Here is a 19,797-nt window from a genome sequence, read left to right on the forward strand (position 1 = left end):
TGAGCCCCTTATTTGAATTCGGCGCGATACGCGTCCAGGTTGGCTTTGGTCACCAGCGTGACGGGGATGCTCTGCTCGCGCGCCACGGTTTTCCCGGACAACAGCGCCAGAGCCGATTCCACCGCGGTCTTGCCCATGGCCTGGGTATTCTGTTGCACGACCACGGCGACGGACCCGTCATCCAGGCCTTGCACGGCCTGGGAAGACAGGTCCCAGCCGAAGATCTTCACCCGTTCACCGGCACCTTGCGACACGCTTGCCGCGACCGAGCCAATCAGGGCGGGCTCGCCGGTGGCATAGATGATCTGCAGGTCGGGGTTGGCGGTCAGCAGGTTTTCGGCGGCGGCCTGGGCGGTGTCCTGCACATTGTTGCCATCGACGGTATTGACGATCTTCGCTTGGCTGGCGCTTTTGGCCAGACCTTCGCGAAAGCCGTCCAGGCGCAGGTTCTGCACGTAGGAGCCGAGCGCGCCAACCACGCCGATGCTGGCTTTGCCCGCGAGTTCGCGATTGATGTACTGGCCGGTGTACTCGCCGATCTGGCGCGCCGCTTCGCGGTTATCCACCCCGACCTGCACGGCGTTGTCGCCATTGATCACGGCATCGATTGCGACCACCGGTATGCCGGCCTGGCTGGCGGCGGTGACGGCCGGTTTGATGCCGTTGACGTCGATGGCGCAGACCAGAATCGCATCGAACCTGTCCTGAATGTATGCCTCGATGGCGTCATTCTGGGCGGAGGGATTGTCGTTGGCGTTGAACACCACCAGTTCCGCCCCGGCGGCCTTGGCGGCGGTTTGAGCGCCTTGAGTGATCTGGGTGAAATACAGTGCTTGCTGATTGACCTGAACCAGTGCCAGACGTTTGCCGCTTTGTGCCTGGCTGAAGGTTGAAAACGCCAGAGCCAGGACGATGCCCAGGGTCAGGGTGAAACGCTTGCTTGAACGCAGCATTGCCATCCTCCTTGCCCGCTTTCCAACGCAGAAAACGGATCGGTAAACCGGTTTACTAAAAAGTCTTGAAAAAGGGCAAACAGTATTTACCCTCAGCTTCCCGAGAGGGTTGAAGCAGAATGTGTGCCAGTCATCGCCAGTCCCGCCGCAGGCCTTGCCACGCGGCGTTATCCGCCAAAATCTGAGGTGTGCGCCGCCTGGTCGGCGTGCACCGCATGAATGCGCGGTGTTACTTGATGCCCCATGATCAATCGATGTGCATCGCTACCGTGCCTCGGCAGATCAGTTCCACCGGCACACGTTCGACACTGGCTGTGCAGGCACCGTCGGTCATCCGTTGCAGCAGCAGGGCGACGCCACGGCGACCCAGTTCTCGTGAGGACTGGCGGATCGTGCACAACGGCGGGGTCAACAGGCTGGCATACACCGCGTCATCGAACCCCACCAGCGACATGGCGTCAGGCACACCGATGTTGCGTGCACGCAGGGTGTCGAGCACGCCCAGGGCGATGAAGTCGCTGGCGGCGAAAATGGCTTGTGGCGGGCTGGCCAGTTCAAGGAGCTGTTGGGTGGCGACGCGGCCGTATTCCCGGCTGTAATCGCCGAAACGCAGATATTCGGGTGTTTCTGCGATACCTGCCGCCGCCAGCGCCTGGCGATAACCTGCATAGCGCTCGCGTACACTCATCAGCGCAGGCGGACCGGATACATGCGCGATGCGCCGATGGCCGTGGCGGATCAGATAATCCGTCGCCAGACGTCCGCCCTCGTGGTTGTCGGCAAACACTTTGGGTTGGGCAGTGCCGGGGACGTCTTCATCGAGCAGAATGATGTTTCGATAATCAGCCAGTTGCCCGGCCAGAGTGCCATCGTCCGGACGGTTGCTTACCAGAAGCAAGCCATCGACGCTGCGCGAGTCCAGCCAGCGAACGAAAGTGCTTTCACGTTCGAGCAAATTACGTGTCACGCACAGCACCAGGTTGTAGCCGTTGGCGGATGCCTCCTCTTCGGCAGCGTCGGCCAACTCGGCAAAGAACGGGTTGGCGATGTCGGGCAACACCAGCCCAATGGTTTCACTGCCACCTTTGCTCAAGCGTCGCGCCAGACTGTTGCCACGGTAGTCCAGGGCTTTCAGTGCCTTGTCGATACGCTGAGCGGTTTCGGCTGGCAGGCTGATGCTGTTGTTGAGATAGCGTGACACCGCAGCCTTTGAAAGGCCTGCATGGTTGGCGACATCCTGGAGCGTTACGGGTTTGGTCATGGTGGCCGGTGTGGGGCAGTTGAAAACACGGGGCGTCAGGCGCGGGCAGTGTTGCATATTGTCGTCGCGGGTAGCGAGCCGGGAAGGGTGCCCGACCGGACCGCGCACGGGTGAGTCGTTTCGTCGTTACGAAACATCGGGGAGGCGGATACCCGCCACTGCGGCCGGTTTTTCGGCTCGATACGGCGGAAAACCGCCACCTGTTTTTCCGGTTTCCGTCTATCGTTAGCCCCACGGCCTTGTAAACCGGGGCCTTGATGTCATTTGGCCTCTATGGCACGCCTATTGCTATCTAACCGGCAGAGGTCTGCCCCGCGCAGCTCGACAAAACAAATCCCTCCAGTGCAGGAGGGTTAGCGCTTTATAGGCTCGCGTGCATCAGGTAACGATGCCGACGATGCCCTTGAGGATAACTGCAATGACGACTCGTCAGCCCATCTACAAATCCCTCTATTTTCAGGTAATCGTAGCGATTGTTATCGGTATCCTGATCGGCCATTTCTACCCCGACACCGGCAAGGCCTTGAAGCCGCTGGGGGACGGGTTCATCAAGCTGATCAAGATGGTTATCGCCCCCATCATTTTCTGTACGGTTGTCAGCGGCATCGCCGGCATGCAGAACATGAAGTCGGTCGGCAAGACCGGTGGTTACGCACTGCTGTATTTCGAAATCGTTTCGACCATCGCCCTGTTGATCGGCCTGATCGTCGTGAACGTGGTTCAGCCGGGTGCCGGCATGAACATCGACGTCAGCACCCTGGACGCCTCCAAAATCGCGGCTTACGTCACGGCCAGTAAAGACCAGAGCATCATTGGCTTTATCCTCAACGTGATTCCAAACACCATCGTCGGCGCGTTCGCCAACGGTGACATCCTGCAAGTGCTGATGTTCTCGGTGCTCTTCGGTTTCGCCCTGCATCGCCTGGGTGCCTATGGCAAGCCGGTGCTGGACTTCATCGATCGCTTCGCCCACGTGATGTTCAACATCATCAACATGATCATGAAGCTGGCGCCGATCGGTGCGTTCGGTGCCATGGCCTTTACCATCGGTGCCTACGGCGTGAGCTCGCTGGTGCAGTTGGGCCAGTTGATGATCTGCTTCTACGTTACCTGCGTGCTGTTCGTGGTGCTGGTACTGGGCGCCATTTGCCGCGCTCACGGCTTCAGCGTCTTCAAGCTGGTCCGCTACATCCGTGAAGAGCTGTTGATCGTACTGGGTACTTCCTCGTCGGAATCGGCTCTGCCTCGCATGCTGATCAAGATGGAGCGTCTGGGTGCCCAGAAGTCCGTCGTCGGTCTGGTGATCCCTACCGGTTACTCGTTCAACCTGGACGGTACATCGATCTACCTGACCATGGCTGCCGTGTTCATCGCTCAGGCGACCAACACCCACATGGACATCACGCACCAGATCACCCTGCTGCTGGTGTTGCTGCTGTCGTCCAAAGGTGCTGCGGGCGTGACCGGTAGCGGCTTCATCGTGCTGGCGGCTACCCTGTCTGCGGTCGGTCACCTGCCGGTTGCCGGTCTGGCGCTGATCCTGGGTATCGACCGCTTCATGTCCGAAGCCCGTGCTCTGACCAACCTGGTCGGTAACGCCGTTGCTACCGTCGTGGTTGCCAAGTGGGTCGGCGAGCTGGACACCGACAAGCTGCAGTCCGAGCTGGCTTCCGGTGGCTCCGCCATCCTGGAAACCCGTCCTGAAGACGATCTGGGCGTTGCTGAAGGCCCGACGCCAGCCAACGCGGTGAACACTGGCAAGACTGTGTAATCAAGCCAGCACCGTCTGACTGACCATCAGGCCATGAAATGAAAAAACCCATCTTCGGATGGGTTTTTTTATGCCTGCGATTCTTGACGTTTATTCGGTGCGCGTCTCGCCACTGAACACCAGTGTCTGTCGGCAGCGCCTGCATAAGTAGCGTCGACCCTTGCTGACCATGTTGTGGCGTTGGGCCGAGAACGGGAAGTCGCTTCCAGCGCAAGGACAGCGGTAGATGTAACGGGTCACGCTGCGACGTTTGACAGCGTAGGTGTGGCAGCGGTTGGGTGGCAGCTCATACACGCCGCGCATGATCAGTTGCCACTCTTCTCCGTGGGGCTGAATGCTGCCACCGAACAGTTGATGAGCGATCAGGTGCGCGACTTCGTGCGGCACGGTCTGGCGCAGAAAGTCTTCGGCATTTTCCTGATACAGCTGTGGATTGAAACGCAGCAGGTTTTCGTGCAAATGGGCGACGCCGGCTTTCTGACCGCGCAGCTTGAAGCTGACGACCGGTCGTTTGAACGTGCGTTTGAAGAAGGCTTCGGCTTGTTGATAACAGGTTTCGACGCGGGAATTGAGTTGCTCGGGCATGCTTTGTGGCTCTCCAGTGCGCCAAGTATGCCGTAATGTGGGGGCGCGCTGAAAACACCAGCCGCCCGGTGGTCATTTACATAGACGGGTCCGCGAAGGGCGGACCCGCTCAGCTCCTGCTCAATTAGTGTATTCCGGACCTATTCCAATGCCCCACAGCACGACGGTAAAAGCCATGATTGCAACCAGCACCACCAGACCGACTGCCAGTACGGAACTGGAGAACATGAAGCCTTCTTCGGAAGGCAGATTCATGAACGTCGGCAGGCCAACGTACAACAGATAGACCGTGTAACAGACCGCCGCGGTCCCGGCCACCATGCCGAGCCACAGGTGTGGATAAAGCGCTGCCAGACCGCCAAAGAACAGGGGCGTTGCGGTGTAGGTGGCGAATGCAATGCATTGGGCGAGAGTGGGCGTCGCGTTGTAAGTGCGCGCCATCCAGTGAATGAAGCTGCCCATGACCGCCACGCCTGCCAGCATGGAAATGTACGACATCAGCGCCATCCAGACTGCGCTGCCGTGGGTGAGCATGACCGGCGGTCGCTCGCCGATCACCCAGCCCACCTGAGTGGTGCCTATATAAGCTGAAACCACCGGGATCGCTGCCAGAATCAGCGTATGCGTAAGGTACATGTGGCCGATGGATTCTTCCTCGCCACGGATCTGTTTCCATTCCTGATCGGGGTGCGTGAACAGTCCCCAGACATGATGGATCATGTGCGTACTCCTTTCTTTCGGATACGACTTCATGAACCAGTATAGAAACCCCGCCCGTTGATATAACCGAATGCTTAGAGCGTTTGGCGATGGGGTGTGACCTGTTAATAGCCAGTGGCGCTGTTCTCAAGGCTTACGCGTGTTGTTTAACCTGCGGGCGGTTTTGCGTAAAATGGCCGCCTTTTCTCACTGTCATCGTCAGCGGATACCACCAGTACATGGGCACCCTTTCAGTCAATCAGAACAAACTGCAGAAACGCCTGCGTCGGCTGGCCGGCGAAGCGGTTGCCGACTTCAACATGATTGAAGAGGGTGACAAGGTCATGGTCTGCCTGTCCGGCGGCAAGGACAGCTACACCATGCTCGATGTGCTGATGCACTTGCAGAAAGTCGCGCCGGTGAAGTTCGACATCGTGGCGGTCAACATGGACCAGAAGCAGCCGGGCTTTCCCGAACATGTGTTGCCGGCCTACCTGAAAGAACTGGGGGTCGAGTACCACATCGTCGAGAAGGACACTTACTCGGTGGTCAAGGAACTGGTGCCCGAAGGCAAGACCACCTGTTCGCTGTGCTCACGCCTGCGTCGCGGCACGCTGTATACGTTCGCCGACGAAATCGGTGCAACCAAGATGGCGCTGGGGCATCATCGGGATGACATCGTCGAGACCTTCTTCCTCAACATGTTCTTCAACGGTTCGCTCAAGGCGATGCCGCCCAAACTGCGTGCCGACGATGGCCGTAACGTAGTGATCCGCCCGCTGGCGTACTGCCACGAGAAGGACATTCAGGCCTATTCGGACTTCAAGGGTTTTCCGATCATTCCGTGCAACCTGTGTGGTTCGCAGGAAAACCTGCAGCGTCAGGTGGTCAAGGAAATGCTCCAGGACTGGGAGCGCAAGACGCCCGGCCGCACCGAAAGCATCTTCCGCGCCCTGCAGAACGTGCAGCCTTCACAACTGGCCGACCGCAACCTGTTCGACTTCACCAACCTGCGCATCGACGAAACCGCCGCTTCGCGGTTCGTCAATGTGGTCAATATCTGAGCGTGATCAGTGGTTGACCGTGAATGCCAGCATGGCTGATAGCTGGCACATCGGTCTGCCACTTTCGGCGTGCCACTGATTGAAGACATCCTGCACGATGGCCTGATCGCGCTTGCTGGTAGGCACCCGGTCGACGATGTCCTGCGCGTTCAGCGCCGCTACCACATCATTGGTGGGGATGAACGTGTCCTTGCCGACCATGCGCAGGAAGCGTGGCGCGGACAGCCCGCCCATCTGATTGCCATGTTTGGCCAGGTACTGCCACAGCCCGGTAATGTTATCCACCGGCCATTGCGCGATGAACTGACCAAAGCTGCCGTGCTCCTGCTCGATGTCCAGAATCAGCTGCGCGTTACGCGGCACGCTTTTGAGTTTGCCCAGATGGCGGATGATCCGGGCGTCCTGCATCAGGCGCTCCAGATGGTCGGCGCCCATCAACACGACCTTTTCCGGATCGAAACGGAAGAACACTTCTTCGAACGCTGGCCATTTGGAGTCCACCAGGCTGTGCTTCAGGCCGGCGCGAAACACGCGCAGCGCCAGCGTCGAGAGGTAACGGTCGGCGCTGATGGCTTGCAGCTGTTTGGGTGTCTTGGGGGTGGGCAGGTAGGCTTCCAGAGCTTTGGCGGAGCCGAAACGGTTCAGGCAATACGCGTTCAGCCATTTGTAATCGTGCATCGGTTCTCCAAAGGACAGTCAAAAGGCAGGTCGAGGGTTCAGACCTGCCCGGGGGCTGCAAGTTTGCGATTTAGCTGAAAGCGCCAGCGTACGTAGAGCAACGTGCTGATGAAGACGGCTACGCTGACGGCCATCTCCAGCATTCCGAACAGCCAGCGGTTCGGGTCAAAGGCCGCCAGTGCGCCCTTGATGAAATACAGGTTGATGACAAAGCATGTCCACGAATGACCACGCGGGCTGCCGGTCAGCATGCCGGGAGTCAGGATCAACAGCGGCAGCAGTTCGATGGCCAGAATCACGCCCGGTCGGGCACCGTGCAGGTCGGCGAACAGCAAGTAATAAATAGTCAGCAGGGCGATCATGCCCAGAAAGCAAATCAGGCTGGCCGCCCGACTGAAACGCACCCGTGGCGCCAGCCATTCCCTGGCTGGCAGCGGCCTGGGCGTTTTAGCCACGCGGTGCGTCCAGTTGCAGCGCGGTGTTTGCCAGACGCTGGCCCAGTGCGCGGCACAGGTCGGTTTCGTGACGGTCCAGCGGACGTTTGCCATCGGCACCGGCGTGATGACTCGCGCCGTAAGGCGTGCCGCCGCCTGTGGTTTCCAGCAAAGCCGATTCGCTGTACGGCAGGCCCATGACCAACATGCCGTGGTGCAGCAGCGGCAGCAGCATCGACATCAGCGTGGTTTCCTGGCCGCCATGCAGGCTGGCAGTGGAGGTGAATACGCTGGCAGGCTTGCCGACCAGCGCGCCGGTCAGCCACAGGTTGCTGGTGCCATCGAGGAAGTACTTGAGCGGCGCGGCCATGTTGCCAAAGCGGGTCGGGCTGCCCAGAGCCAAGCCGGAGCAGTGCTTGAGGTCATCGAGAGTCGCATACAGCGCGCCGTTTTCCGGGATACTCGGCGCAGTCGCTTCGCAGTCGGCGGAAATCGCCGGCACGGTACGCAGACGCGCTTCCATGCCGCCCAGCTCGATGCCGCGGGCAATCTGGCGAGCCATTTCGCTGGTGGAGCCGTTACGGCTGTAGTACAGAACCAGAATGTAGGGCGTGCTCACGGCAATAGCTCCAGAATGTTCTCGGGTGGGCGGCCGATGACAGCCTTGTCGCCAGCGACCAGAATCGGGCGCTCGATCAGTTTCGGGTGTGCGGCCATGGCCGCGATCAGTTGCTCGTCGCTCAGGCTCGGATCGGCCAGATTCAGTTGCTTGTAATCGTCCTCGCCAGTGCGCAGCAGTTGCCGCGCGCCGAAGCCCAGCCTGGCCAGCAATTGGCGTAGCTGGTCCGCATCCGGTGGTGTTTCCAGATACAGGACAATGTCAGGACTCAGGCCGCGGGCCTGAAGCAGTTCCAGCGCGCCGCGGGATTTGGTGCAGCGCGGGTTGTGATACAGCGTCAGATCGGTCATTTGCAGGTCGCATCCAGCAGGGAGTGACGCGTATTCTACCCACGCGACGGCACTGTTCGACATATCGAGCGGTCAATAGTCGCATTCAGGGTCATAAGTAACCGGTCTTCAGAGTCGAATAAGGAAACACAGATGGTCAGGCGATTGGCAGCAGCGGTGACGCTTATCGGCAGTTTGCTGCTCAGCGGGTGTGGCGTGGATCTGGGCGCGGACCAGAACGGCCAGAAGGTGTCGAGCGACCGGATCGACGGTCACTGGCTGGTGGTCAACTACTGGGCCGAGTGGTGCGGGCCGTGCCGCGTGGAGATTCCGGAATTCAACAGCTTGTCCGAGCAGTTGAAGGACAAGAAGGTCACTGTGCTGGGCGTCAATTTCGACAACCTGCAGGGCGACGAGTTGAAAAATGCCGCGAACGCGATGGGCATCAAGTTCACCGTGCTGGCGCAGGATCCGGCCGAGCACTACGACTTGCCGCCCTCCGAAGCGCTGCCGGTGACCTATATCATCGACGACAAGGGCAAGATGCGTGAACAACTGCTCGGTGAACAGTCAGCCGCGACCGTGATGCAGAAACTCAAGGCGCTGCGTGGGGAAGGCTGATGGCGGCTGCCGATGGGTTCTCATGCTGGTTGGTCGTCCCGGCCCACACGGCTGGCTGAACGAATACAAAACACCGTGGGTGTGAGCTTGCTTGCGATAGCGCTGGTTCAGCCGACCCGAACGTGGACAGTCGTGTCGGCCTCTTTGCAAGCAAGCAAGCTCCTGCGAACGTATCAGCTTTCTTCCAGCCAGAACCGCAAGGGCTTGCCTTCAGCCGGCCACAGGCGCAGTTGCTGGATGGGCGAAATGTCCCAGCGCTGGACGCTGGACATGGACTTGAGGAAGCGTTCTTCCTGTTCCATCAGTGCCGGAGCGCACAGTTTGCGGGTCCTGCCCAAGGCCCCGAAGCTGATGGTGCCGTCGCGCAGGGTGTAAGGCGCAAACCAGTGGTTGCAGCCGGCGTTGCCATAGGCTCGACCGTCGGCGCCCAAGGTCATGGTCAGACGGCTGTTGTCGATCAGCGGACGTTCGCCGATCCATTCCATGACGTAGCTCTGATCGTGATGGATGGTCTGCGGGTCAGAGGCGCAGCCGGTCACCAGCGCCCCACCGATCAACACGAGTAACAACCGCTGTTTCATGCCGCTTGCCCCTGGCACTTCTTGCAGAAGTGCTTCTCGCCTTCGGTTTTCCAGCCCAGTTCAGCGATGCGTGCGGTGGCGGCAGGTTTCTGCGCCTTGACGCCCAGCTTGCTCTCGACCATGAATTCGAAATTCAATTCGGCGTTGCAGCTGTCGCAGTGGACCTGCCACTGGTGGATCGCCAGCTCGTCGAACACCGGCCCGTGAGCGACGGCGACCCACTGGCCAGGCGGGTTGATCAAATGCCGGACTTTCTCGACCGACAGACGCATGTAAAGACTCTTGCTGCCCTTGATGGTCACCAGCAACTGGTCGTTGTTGTGGATCGAGCCGCCATTGCCGGTGACCTGATAACGACCAGGCCCCAGAGTGCGGCATTCGGTCAGCGTGTGTTGCGGATTGAGCATGCTGTAGCGGAAATCGTGTTCGACCATGGGTCCTCCAAAATTGCGCGCATCCTAACACGCAGCGGCGTGAGGTTAACCCTCTACCCGGTTCTGCGGCGTACCGGCCGACCAGGCGACGATGTTGTCCAGCGTGGTGCGGGCAATCGCACCCAACGCTTCTTTGGTCAAAAACGCTTGATGCGCGGTGACGATGACGTTGGGAAAGGTCAGCAAACGCGCCAGCACGTCATCCTGCAACGGCAGGTCCGAACGGTCGGTGAAAAACAGCTGGGCTTCTTCTTCATACACATCGAGCCCCAGATACCCCAGTTGCCCGGTCTTGAGGGCGTCGATCAGCGCGGCGGTCTCCACCAGCGCACCGCGTCCGGTGTTGATCAGCATGGCGCCGGGTTGCAGGGTCGCCAGCGATTGTTCGTTGATCAGGTAACGGGTCTGCTCGGTGAGCGGGCAATGCAGGCTGATGATCTGCGCCTGGGCCAGCAGGTCCGGCAGGCTCAGGTACCGGGCACCCAGCGCTTGCAGTTCAGGGTTGGGAAAGGGGTCGTGTGCCAGCAGTGTGCAGCCGAATCCGGCCATGATTTTTGCGAACGTCGCGCCGATCTGGCCGGTGCCCACCACTCCGACAGTCTTGCCAACCAGATCGAAACCGGTCAGGCCGTGCAGGCTGAAGTCGCCATCGCGGGTGCGATTGCAGGCGCGGTGCAAGTGCCGGTTGAGCGACAGAATCAGCGCCACCGCGTGCTCGGCCACGGCGTGCGGCGAATACGCCGGTACCCGCACGACGCTCAGGCCCAGACGCAAGGCAGCAGGCAGGTCGACATGGTTGTAACCGGCCGAGCGCAGCGCAATCAGCCGAGTGCCGCCGGCCGCCAGTCGTTCGAGCACTGGCGCACCGAGGTCATCGTTGATGAACGCACAGACCACCTCGAAGCCATCGGCCAGAGCGGCGGTTTCGAGGGTCAGCCGAGCAGGCTGAAAACTCAGTTCCAGGGTCTGCGGCAGGCGTTCGGCGAGGAAGCTGGCGCGGTCGTATTCCTGGCTGCTATAGATCAGTACACGCATGAGTGAGTCCTTTTTCGAATGGCTGATCACGCAGAAATTCCAGCGCGTACGCAGGCGCTCGATCAGCCCATGACGGTCACGCTGTTACCCGCGCCTCTGCCGCCAGTCGGGTGATGGCCTTGTCGAGGTCATCCAGCGCGTCTTCGGTGTGCGGCGCGTCTTGTTTGAGCAGGGTTTCTGCGCGCTGGCAGGCAGCGCGCAATTGCGGGACGCCGCAGTAACGCGTCGCGCCATGCAGGCGGTGCACGCGTTCGATGAGGCCTTGAATGTCTTCGCTGGCCCGCGCCAGACGAATCGCTTCGCGGTCGGCGTCCAGCGAGGCGAGCAGCATGGCCAGCATGTCCGCGGCCAGATCCGGCTTGCCCGCAGCCAGCCGCAGACCTTCGTCGTGGTCCAGCACCAGCGGGCCGACATGCGCGTCGGAGGATTCGGTCTGGCGTTCCGGAACCGGGTTGCGCAGCGCCAGCCCGGTCCACTTTAGGACCACCTGTGCCAACTGGCGTTCGCTGATCGGCTTGGTCAGGTAGTCGTCCATGCCACTCTGCAGCAGTGAGCGTTTTTCGTTGGCCATGGCGTGGGCAGTGAGCGCCACGATTGGCAGCGAGGTCTGATTGCGTTCGGTTTCCCAGGCACGGATCGCTTCGGTGGCCTGGCAGCCGTCCATGCCGGGCATCTGCACGTCCATCAGCACCAGGTCGAAGGCTTCCTGTTGCACCGCGCTGACGGCGGCATAACCACCATCGACCGCCATGACCTCTGCACCCATGTCTTCGAGCAGGGTCTGCACCAGCAACAGGTTGGCCGGGTTGTCGTCCACGCACAGCACACGAGGCGCGCGACTCGACAGCGGCAGGCTGACGTCGGCGCGAACCGCACGCGGTGCGATCAGCTCGGACAGCGCTTTCTGCAACTTACGGGTACACGCCGGTTTGGCCTGCAACTGGGTATACACATCGTGTACCGACATCTGGAACAGCGCGTGCTCGGTGGTCGGGCACAGCACCATGACCTTGCAGTTGAGGTTTTCCAGGTCCCAGATGTGCTGGCGCAAGCGTTCCGGGGAAATCTCCAGCGCCGTGACGCCCAGCACCACCAGATCGATGGCGTGCGGCGTCTCGTGCGCGGCGGTCACGCCGTTGAGCAGGTTTTCCAGGTTGGTGAACACCACCGTCTGCAAACCACAGTCTTCCAACTGGTGTTCCAGCGCCTGACGCGCCAGATCGTGATGTTCAAGCACCGCTGCGCGCAGGCCCTGAAGTGCCTGGTTGGCTGTCTCTTCCTTGTCTTCGCGGGCCTTGGGCAGGTTGAGGCTGATCCAGAATTCGGAGCCTTCGCCGGGGGTGCTGTCGACACCGATTTCACCGCCCATCTGCTCGATGAGGCGCTTGGAAATCACCAGCCCAAGCCCGGTGCCGCCCGGTTGGCGCGAAATGGAGTTGTCGGCCTGGCTGAACGCCTGAAACAGTGCCCGCACGTCCTGACTGGACAGGCCGACACCGGTGTCCTGTACGCTGATGCGCAACTGGGCGTGTTCTTCGGTTTCGTCTTCAAGCATGGCGCGCGCGACAATGGTGCCCTGACGGGTGAACTTGATCGCGTTGCTGACCAGGTTGGTCAGGATCTGCCGTAACCGTAGCGGGTCGCCGGACAGGGCCAGCGGCGTGTCGCGGTAGACGAGGCTGACCAGTTCCAGCTGTTTGGCGTGGGCCGCCGGAGCGAGGATGGTCAGGGTGTCCTGCAGCAGATCACGCAGGTTGAACGGAATGTTGTCCAGCACCAGCTTGCCGGCCTCGATTTTCGAGAAATCGAGAATCTCGTTGATGATGCTCAGCAGGTTGTCGGCGGATTTTTCGATGGTGCCCAGATAATCGTACTGGCGCGGCGTGAGTTCGCTTTTCTGCAACAAATGGGTGAAACCGAGTATTCCGTTGAGCGGTGTGCGGATTTCGTGGCTCATGTTGGCCAGGAATTCGGATTTGATGCGGCTGGCTTCGAGAGCCTCCTTGCGCGCCATATCCAGTTCGATGTTCTGGATTTCGATGGTTTCCAGATTCTGCCTGACGTCCTCGGTCGCCTGATCGATGCTCAGTTGCAGTTCTTCCTGCGCATTCTGCAGGGTGGCGGCCATGCGGTTGATGCCGGATGCGAGTTCGTCCAGCTCGCGGCTGCCGAGCGGCGGCAGGCGTGTTTCCAGATTGCCATCCTTGAGTTGCGAGACCGCCTGTTTGATCTGGCTCAGCGGACCGTTGATGGTGCGGCTCATGCGCACCGCCAGAATGGCCGTGAAAGCCAGGCCGCTGGCGATCAGCAACAGGCTGGCGAACAGGCTGCGGTAACCTCGCAGCAGCGTGCCGTTGTGAGAGATTTCGAGTTCCACCCAGCCCAGCAGCGTGTCGGCTTCGGCGGGTATGATCGGGCTGGTCAGATGACGCTGATGGCCAAAGACCGGCAGCAGGTAGCGCGTGGCGTCGTTGCCGGACGAATTGAGCAACTGAGTGCTGCTGCCAATGGGCGAGGGGCTGATCATGGTCGGACCGGCGTGGGCCAGCACGCTGCGGTCGGTGTCCAGAAACGACACGGCGCGCACATCGGCCTGTTCCAGGGTCTGGGTCGCGATGCGGGTCAGCAGGATCTTGTCCTTGCGCCCCAGCGCATTGGCCGACAGCGGCGCCAGGTCCTGCACGATCATTTCGCCACGCTGCAATAACTGGCTCTGCAGTTCGTAAAGCTGCATCCAGGTGAAATAGCCGCCCAGTACCGCCGCCATCAGACTGGCGGGCAGAATGGTCAATAACAATACACGACCTTTTATGCCCAGCTTGTTCAGCACGCTCGTTCTCCAGCTACCGGTATCAGTCCGTCGATATCAGGCAGCAGTTGCCTGGCCCTATCGGCACAAGGGGATGAGTTTAGCCATTTACCGGCAGCCTGGGCATATTAGTGTGGGGTTGTCGAAACCCGCGTGCCCGGCATGGCGACGTTAAGTGCCCGGGCGTCAGGCACAATACCGAGCGCGTTATAGCGTTTGGTTATAGGTCGCGCACTTTGCGTGATATGGGCTTTGGGCGTTTGCCGTTATGATAGGCGCCCCCGCAGTCTGGATTGCGAATACGCCATGACCCTGCAGTATCAAACCATTGCCGATTGCGTCGGCAACACCCCGCTGGTGCGTCTGCAACGCATGGCGGGTAATACCAGCAATACCCTCTTGTTGAAGCTTGAAGGTAACAACCCGGCTGGCTCGGTGAAAGACCGTCCCGCGCTGTCGATGATCACCCGTGCCGAGCTTCGTGGCCAGATCCACGCCGGTGACACCCTGATCGAAGCCACATCCGGCAACACCGGTATCGCCCTGGCGATGGCCGCGGCGATCAAGGGATACCGCATGATCCTCATCATGCCGGACAATTCCAGCGCCGAGCGCAAGGCTGCGATGACCGCCTATGGTGCCGAGCTGATTCTGGTCAGCAAGGAAGAAGGCATGGAAGGTGCTCGCGATCTGGCCGAACGCATGCAGGCCGAAGGGCGCGGCAAGGTGCTGGACCAGTTCGCCAACGGCGACAATCCTGAAGCGCATTACACCTCCACCGGTCCGGAAATCTGGCAACAGACGGGCGGAACCATCACTCATTTCGTCAGTTCGATGGGCACCACCGGCACCATCATGGGCACGTCGCGCTACCTCAAGGAGCAGAATCCCGAGGTGCAGATCGTCGGTCTGCAACCGATGGAAGGTGCGTCCATTCCCGGTATCCGCCGCTGGCCTTATGAGTACCTGCCGAAGATCTATCAGGCCGACCGTGTCGATCGCATCATCGACATGGGCCAGACCGAAGCCGAAGACACCATGCGTCGGCTGGCGCGTGAGGAAGGTATTTTCTGCGGCGTGTCATCCGGCGGTTCGGTGGCGGGCATGCTGCGCATCTCCCGTGAAGTCGAAAACGCCGTGATCGTGGCAATCATCTGTGACCGAGGCGACCGTTACCTGTCGACTGGCGTCTACGACGCGCCTAACTGATGGCCAAGCATGAGAGAGGACTGCGCTTCCAGCCCGCTGGTGGCGTCAAGACCGTGCAGGTCCCGGTGGGTAAAAAGCAGCGTCTGACCATTGAGCGTCTGGCGGATGACGGGCGCGGCATTGCGTTTCTTGAAGGCAAGACCTGGTTCGTCGCTGGCAGTCTGGCGGGCGAAGAGGTCGAGGCGCGAGTGCTCAACGCGCGTGGCAAGGTGGTCGAAGCGCGTACCGAGCGTGTATTTGCCGCCAGCGAGATGCGCCGTGCACCGCTGTGCAAGCACTTCGGGCGATGCGGCGGTTGCAGTGTCCAGCATGTGCCTCATGACGAACAGCTTGCCCTGAAACAGCGCATGCTCGCCGAGCAATTGCTGCGTGTGGCCAACGTCACGCCGCAGGAATGGGCCGCGCCTTTGAGCAGCTCCGAACTGGCCTACCGCAGACGTGCGCGGGTCGCCGTGCGCTGGGACATGAAGGCCAAACGGCTGGAGGTCGGTTTCCGCGCCACCGCCAGTCAGGACATCGTCAGCATCGAAGAATGCCCGGTGCTGGTACAAGCCTTGCAGCCGATCATGACGCAGTTGCCGGCCATGTTGCAGAGCTTGAGCAAACCGCAGGCGCTGGGGCATGTCGAGCTGTTCAGCGGCTCGGCGATTGCCGTGCTGCTGCGCCATACCGCGCCGCTGGCCGACGCGGACCTGGCGATCCTGCAGGCGTTTTGCGCAGAGCACGACGCGCAGCTGTGGCTGCACGGCGAAGGCGATCCGCAACCGGCGAACTCAGGTGATGAGTTGGGTTATCGCCTTGAACCGTGGAACCTGCAACTTGACTGGCGACCGGGAGATTTCATTCAGGTCAACGCGGCGGTCAATACCGCGATGATCGAGCAGGCACTGGATTGGCTGGCGCCTGCGGCCGATGAACGGGTCCTGGACCTGTTCTGCGGGCTCGGCAATTTTGCCTTGCCGCTGGCCGGCAAAGCCAGAGACGTGGTGGCGGTCGAGGGCGTTGCGACCATGGTCGAACGTGCAGCCGCCAACGCAGTGAGTAATGATCTGCACAATGTGCGGTTTTTTCAGGCGGATCTTTCGCAGCCGCTGACGAACGCCGATTGGGCCGCCGAGGGGTTTTCTGCGGTACTCTTGGACCCACCGCGTGACGGTGCATTCGAAGTGGTACGCCAGATCAGGAAATCAGGCGCCCGACGGTTGCTCTATGTGTCCTGCAACCCGGCAACTTTGGCTCGCGACACGGTCGAACTGGTCAATCAGGGCTACCGACTGAAACGTGCCGGAATTCTCGATATGTTTCCTCAGACGGCGCATGTCGAGGCGATGGCTTTATTTGAAATGAGTAAGTGAGCGGCGGTTCATTGGATCGAGTCAGCTGCTGACAGGGAATCTCATTTAATCCGACTGGCCCGCGAATGCCGGTCCTTGCTTGCCCGGCAAGTGGCATTCGCTCAGAAGGCTGGCGACTGATGGCGCTATTCATCGCGCCGTAGGGAAGGTAAGCAGCATGGTACAGGTGAGAGCGCACCAGCCGATAAACACAGACGGCAGCATCAACCTCGACGCATGGCTCGATCATATCGTCAGCGTCGACCTGGTCCTGGACCGGGAAGTCATGAAACAGGCCTGTGAGTTCGCCCGGCAAGCCGAGCGGAACGACAAGGCGCTGAAGAATCACTGGGCAGACGGCACCTCCAGTTTCCAGACCGGTCTGGAAATCGCGGAGATTCTGGCTGACCTCAAGCTGGATCAGGACTCGCTGGTAGCAGCGGTCATTTACCGTGGCGTGCGCGAAGGCGTGATTCCGTTGCCGGATGTCGAGCAGCGCTTTGGCGCGACGGTCGCCAAACTGATCGACGGCGTTCTGCGCATGGCTGCAATCAGTGCCAGCCTCAGCCCGCGCCAGTCGCTGGTGCTGGGCAGTCAGGCGCAGGTCGAGAACCTGCGCAAGATGCTGGTGGCGATGGTCGATGACGTGCGTGTCGCGCTGATCAAGCTGGCCGAGCGGACTTGCGCCATTCGTGCGGTGAAGAACGCCGCCGACGAGAAGCGCAACCGTGTCGCACGGGAAGTCTTCGACATCTACGCGCCGCTGGCCCATCGCCTCGGCATCGGGCACATCAAGTGGGAACTGGAAGACCTGTCTTTCCGTTACCTGGAGCCTGAGCAATACAAGCAGATCGCCAAGCTGTTGCACGAGCGTCGGCTGGACCGCGAGCGGTTCATCAGCGACGTGATGTCCCAGCTGGAGAACGAACTGCTGGCCACCGGCGTTACCGCCGACATCAGTGGCCGTGCCAAACACATCTATTCCATCTGGCGCAAAATGCAGCGCAAGGGCCTGGCGTTCAGCCAGATCTACGACGTACGCGCGGTGCGTGTGCTGGTTCCGGAAATGCGCGATTGCTACACCGCGCTGGGGATCGTGCACACCCTGTGGCGGCATATCCCCAAGGAGTTCGACGACTACATCGCCAACCCCAAGGAAAACGGTTATCGCTCGCTGCACACTGCGGTCATCGGTCCTGAAGGCAAGGTGCTGGAAGTGCAGATCCGCACTCACGCCATGCACGAAGAGGCGGAGCTGGGTGTCTGCGCGCACTGGCGCTATAAGGGCACCGACGTCAAATCCGGTTCCAACCACTACGAAGAGAAGATCTCCTGGTTGCGTCAGGTGCTGGAATGGCACGAAGAACTGGGCGACATCGGTGGGCTGGCCGAGCAATTGCGGGTCGATATCGAGCCGGACCGTGTCTATGTGTTCACGCCGGACGGTCATGCAATCGACCTGCCCAAAGGCGCGACGCCGCTGGACTTCGCCTACCGCGTTCACACCGAGATCGGCCATAACTGCCGTGGCGCGAAGATCAATGGCCGCATCGTGCCGCTCAACTACAGCCTGCAGACCGGTGAGCAGGTCGAGATCATCACCAGCAAGCACGGCACGCCGAGCCGCGACTGGCTGAACTCGAACCTGGGTTACATCACCACCTCGCGTGCGCGGGCCAAGATCGTCCACTGGTTCAAATTGCAGGCCCGCGACCAGAACGTGGCCGCCGGTCGAACCCTGCTCGAACGCGAGCTGGCGCGTCTGGCATTGCCGCAGGTCGATTTCGACAAGCTGGCCGACAAGGCCAATCACAAGACCGCCGACGACATGTTCGCCGCGCTGGGTGCCGGTGATCTGCGTCTGGCGCAACTGGTCAACCTGGCTCAGCAGCAGGTCGAACCGGACCGCATGAACGAACAGCTGGAGCTGATTCCGCGCAAGGCCACAGGCTACAAACCGGGCAAGCGCGGCGATATTCAGATCCAGGGCGTGGGCAACCTGATGACGCAAATGGCTGGCTGCTGCCAGCCGTTGCCGGGCGATGCCATCGTCGGTTACATCACTCAAGGCCGCGGCGTGAGCATTCACCGTCAGGACTGCGCCTCGGTGCTGCAACTGGCCGGCCGCGAACCGGAGCGTATCATTCAGGTCAGTTGGGGGCCGGTGCCGGTGCTCACCTACCCGGTGGACATCATCATCCGCGCCTACGACCGCTCCGGTCTGTTGCGTGACGTGACGCAAGTGTTGCTCAACGAACGGATCAACGTGCTGGCGGTCAACACCCGCTCCAACAAGGAAGACAACACCGCGCTGATGTCGCTGACCATCGAGATTCCGGGGCTGGACGCGCTGGGGCGGTTGCTGGGGCGTATTTCCCAGTTGCCGAACATCATTGAAACACGGCGTAACCGGACGCCCTGAGTCAGGGTACTCGTTCATGACGCCACCGCGCGCCGCCCTCAGGGCGGCTGACCACAGCAGCCCGGCCCTGAACAGGCCGGGCGCGGAGTCCGAGCGGTAAAGAGAGTTGCCAATGCACACACTTGAAGACTTGCTGCACCTGATGGCCTGGTTGCGTGATCCGCAATACGGTTGCCCGTGGGATCTGAAGCAGACATACGCCACCATCGTGCCGCATACCCTGGAAGAGGCTTATGAAGTCGCCGATGCCATCGAGCAGGGCGATTTCGACCAGCTCAAGGGCGAACTGGGGGACCTGCTGTTTCAGGTGGTCTTTTATGCACATCTGGCCAGGGAAGAAGGGCGCTTCGAATTCGATGGCGTGGTGGACGGCATCGTGCGCAAGCTGCTGCGCCGCCATCCCCATGTGTTTCCGACCGGTGAGCTGTATGCCCCGCTGGAAACGCCGCGTCTGAGCGACGAGGAGGTCAATCGCCGCTGGGACGAAATCAAGGCTCAGGAGCGTGCCGAAAAATCGTCAGCGCCTGAACAGTTGTCCTTGCTGGATGACGTTCCCGCAGCCTTGCCTGCCTTGAGTCGTGCCACCAAGCTGCAAAAACGTGCATCGCAGGTCGGCTTCGACTGGCCTGCGGCGTTGCCGGTGGTTGACAAGGTTCGCGAAGAACTCGATGAAGTGCTCGAGGCAATGGTCGATAATGATGCCGAGGGCATTGCCGAGGAAATCGGCGATCTGTTGTTCGGTGTGGTGAATCTGGCCCGACACCTCAAGGTCGATCCGGAAACTGCGTTACGCTCGGCCAACAGCAAGTTCGACAGACGCTTCCGATTCATTGAACAGGCCTTGCGCCACGCTGAGCGCCCCATCGAGGACTGCAGTCTCGAAGAAATGGACGCTCTGTGGGGCGAAGCCAAACGTCAGGAAAAAAGCGCACCCCGCTGCGGCTGAGTGGTTGCTTAAG

At 60.7% G+C, this 19,797-nt stretch carries 19 protein-coding genes; 7 read left to right on the forward strand and 12 right to left on the reverse strand.

Going from position 1 to position 19,797, the window contains the following annotated elements; all coding sequences use genetic code 11:
• Positions 1–8 precede the first annotated feature (8 nt).
• Together BZK31_RS19585 and BZK31_RS19590 are read right to left on the reverse strand one after the other, a co-directional pair.
• Positions 9–953, reverse strand: a complete 945-nt coding sequence (locus tag BZK31_RS19585) for a substrate-binding domain-containing protein (protein WP_083184618.1) — start codon at positions 951–953, stop codon at positions 9–11.
• A gap of 247 nt (positions 954–1,200) precedes the next feature.
• Positions 1,201–2,214: a LacI family DNA-binding transcriptional regulator gene (locus tag BZK31_RS19590; RefSeq protein WP_083184804.1), complete on the reverse strand. Its 1,014-nt coding sequence runs from the start codon at positions 2,212–2,214 to the stop codon at positions 1,201–1,203.
• Between the two features lie 418 nt (positions 2,215–2,632).
• On the opposite strand from BZK31_RS19590, the gene BZK31_RS19595 reads away from it, so the two are divergent.
• Entirely contained in the window at positions 2,633–3,985 is a 1,353-nt protein-coding gene (locus BZK31_RS19595; protein WP_083184620.1) for a dicarboxylate/amino acid:cation symporter, read from the forward strand.
• 90 nt (positions 3,986–4,075) lie between these two features.
• Here BZK31_RS19595 and BZK31_RS19600 read toward each other — a convergent pair whose 3' ends face one another.
• Both BZK31_RS19600 and BZK31_RS19605 read right to left on the reverse strand, forming a co-directional pair.
• Positions 4,076–4,570, reverse strand: coding sequence for a SprT family zinc-dependent metalloprotease (locus tag BZK31_RS19600; protein ID WP_083184622.1), 495 nt, complete (start codon positions 4,568–4,570; stop codon positions 4,076–4,078).
• A 120-nt stretch (positions 4,571–4,690) separates the two neighbouring features.
• Complete coding sequence (locus tag BZK31_RS19605) at positions 4,691–5,290, reverse strand: Yip1 family protein (protein WP_083184624.1); 600 nt, start codon at positions 5,288–5,290, stop codon at positions 4,691–4,693.
• A gap of 218 nt (positions 5,291–5,508) precedes the next feature.
• Between BZK31_RS19605 and ttcA the strand changes: the two genes are divergently transcribed.
• Positions 5,509–6,333 (forward strand): tRNA 2-thiocytidine(32) synthetase TtcA, encoded by an 825-nt coding sequence (gene ttcA, locus BZK31_RS19610; protein ID WP_083184626.1) that lies wholly within the window; start codon positions 5,509–5,511, stop codon positions 6,331–6,333.
• A gap of 6 nt (positions 6,334–6,339) precedes the next feature.
• Here the strand turns inward: ttcA and BZK31_RS19615 are convergent, their stop codons facing one another.
• From BZK31_RS19615 to arsC, 4 genes are read right to left on the reverse strand one after another with little or no spacing between them, the layout of a single operon-like run.
• Entirely contained in the window at positions 6,340–7,011 is a 672-nt protein-coding gene (locus tag BZK31_RS19615) for a DNA-3-methyladenine glycosylase I (protein WP_083184628.1), read from the reverse strand.
• 38 nt (positions 7,012–7,049) lie between these two features.
• Positions 7,050–7,466 (reverse strand): DUF2069 domain-containing protein, encoded by a 417-nt coding sequence (locus tag BZK31_RS19620; protein ID WP_083184630.1) that lies wholly within the window; start codon positions 7,464–7,466, stop codon positions 7,050–7,052.
• Positions 7,459–8,064, reverse strand: coding sequence for an NAD(P)H:quinone oxidoreductase (gene wrbA, locus BZK31_RS19625; RefSeq protein ID WP_083184632.1), 606 nt, complete (start codon positions 8,062–8,064; stop codon positions 7,459–7,461). The genes BZK31_RS19620 and wrbA overlap by 8 nt, the downstream gene beginning before the upstream one ends.
• Complete coding sequence (gene arsC / locus BZK31_RS19630) at positions 8,061–8,414, reverse strand: arsenate reductase (glutaredoxin) (RefSeq protein ID WP_083184634.1); 354 nt, start codon at positions 8,412–8,414, stop codon at positions 8,061–8,063. The genes wrbA and arsC overlap by 4 nt, the downstream gene beginning before the upstream one ends.
• A gap of 132 nt (positions 8,415–8,546) precedes the next feature.
• Here arsC and BZK31_RS19635 point away from each other — a divergent pair, with 132 nt between their 5' ends.
• On the forward strand, positions 8,547–9,014 hold the full coding sequence (locus BZK31_RS19635; protein WP_083184636.1) for a TlpA disulfide reductase family protein: 468 nt from the start codon (positions 8,547–8,549) through the stop codon (positions 9,012–9,014).
• A 173-nt stretch (positions 9,015–9,187) separates the two neighbouring features.
• Here BZK31_RS19635 and BZK31_RS19640 read toward each other — a convergent pair whose 3' ends face one another.
• The 4 genes from BZK31_RS19640 to BZK31_RS19655 form a co-directional block, all read right to left on the reverse strand.
• Positions 9,188–9,595: an META domain-containing protein gene (locus BZK31_RS19640; RefSeq protein WP_083184638.1), complete on the reverse strand. Its 408-nt coding sequence runs from the start codon at positions 9,593–9,595 to the stop codon at positions 9,188–9,190.
• The gene (locus BZK31_RS19645; RefSeq protein WP_083184640.1) at positions 9,592–10,029 is read right to left on the reverse strand and encodes a hypothetical protein; all 438 of its coding nucleotides are present in this window, start codon (positions 10,027–10,029) and stop codon (positions 9,592–9,594) included. Before BZK31_RS19645 ends, BZK31_RS19640 begins: the two co-directional genes overlap by 4 nt.
• A 45-nt stretch (positions 10,030–10,074) precedes the next feature.
• Complete coding sequence (locus BZK31_RS19650) at positions 10,075–11,064, reverse strand: 2-hydroxyacid dehydrogenase (protein ID WP_083184642.1); 990 nt, start codon at positions 11,062–11,064, stop codon at positions 10,075–10,077.
• Between the two features lie 76 nt (positions 11,065–11,140).
• A complete protein-coding gene (locus tag BZK31_RS19655; RefSeq protein WP_083184644.1) occupies positions 11,141–13,894 on the reverse strand; it encodes a response regulator in 2,754 nt (917 codons plus the stop codon).
• Between the two features lie 285 nt (positions 13,895–14,179).
• Here BZK31_RS19655 and cysM point away from each other — a divergent pair, with 285 nt between their 5' ends.
• From cysM to mazG, 4 genes are all read left to right on the forward strand, one after another.
• Complete coding sequence (gene cysM / locus BZK31_RS19660; protein ID WP_083184646.1) at positions 14,180–15,082, forward strand: cysteine synthase CysM; 903 nt, start codon at positions 14,180–14,182, stop codon at positions 15,080–15,082.
• Positions 15,082–16,437 carry a 23S rRNA (uracil(1939)-C(5))-methyltransferase RlmD gene (rlmD, locus tag BZK31_RS19665; protein ID WP_083184648.1) on the forward strand — a complete coding sequence of 452 codons (1,356 nt, stop codon included), beginning with the start codon at positions 15,082–15,084 and terminating at the stop codon, positions 16,435–16,437. Before cysM ends, rlmD begins: the two co-directional genes overlap by 1 nt.
• 157 nt (positions 16,438–16,594) lie before the next feature.
• Positions 16,595–18,838, forward strand: coding sequence for a GTP diphosphokinase (gene relA / locus BZK31_RS19670; protein WP_083184649.1), 2,244 nt, complete (start codon positions 16,595–16,597; stop codon positions 18,836–18,838).
• A 112-nt stretch (positions 18,839–18,950) separates the two neighbouring features.
• Entirely contained in the window at positions 18,951–19,784 is an 834-nt protein-coding gene (mazG, locus tag BZK31_RS19675; RefSeq protein WP_083184651.1) for a nucleoside triphosphate pyrophosphohydrolase, read from the forward strand.
• Positions 19,785–19,797: the final 13 nt, after the last annotated feature.

The sequence above is a fragment of the Pseudomonas floridensis genome (assembly GCF_002087235.1).
In the GTDB taxonomy this organism is placed as follows: domain Bacteria; phylum Pseudomonadota; class Gammaproteobacteria; order Pseudomonadales; family Pseudomonadaceae; genus Aquipseudomonas; species Aquipseudomonas floridensis.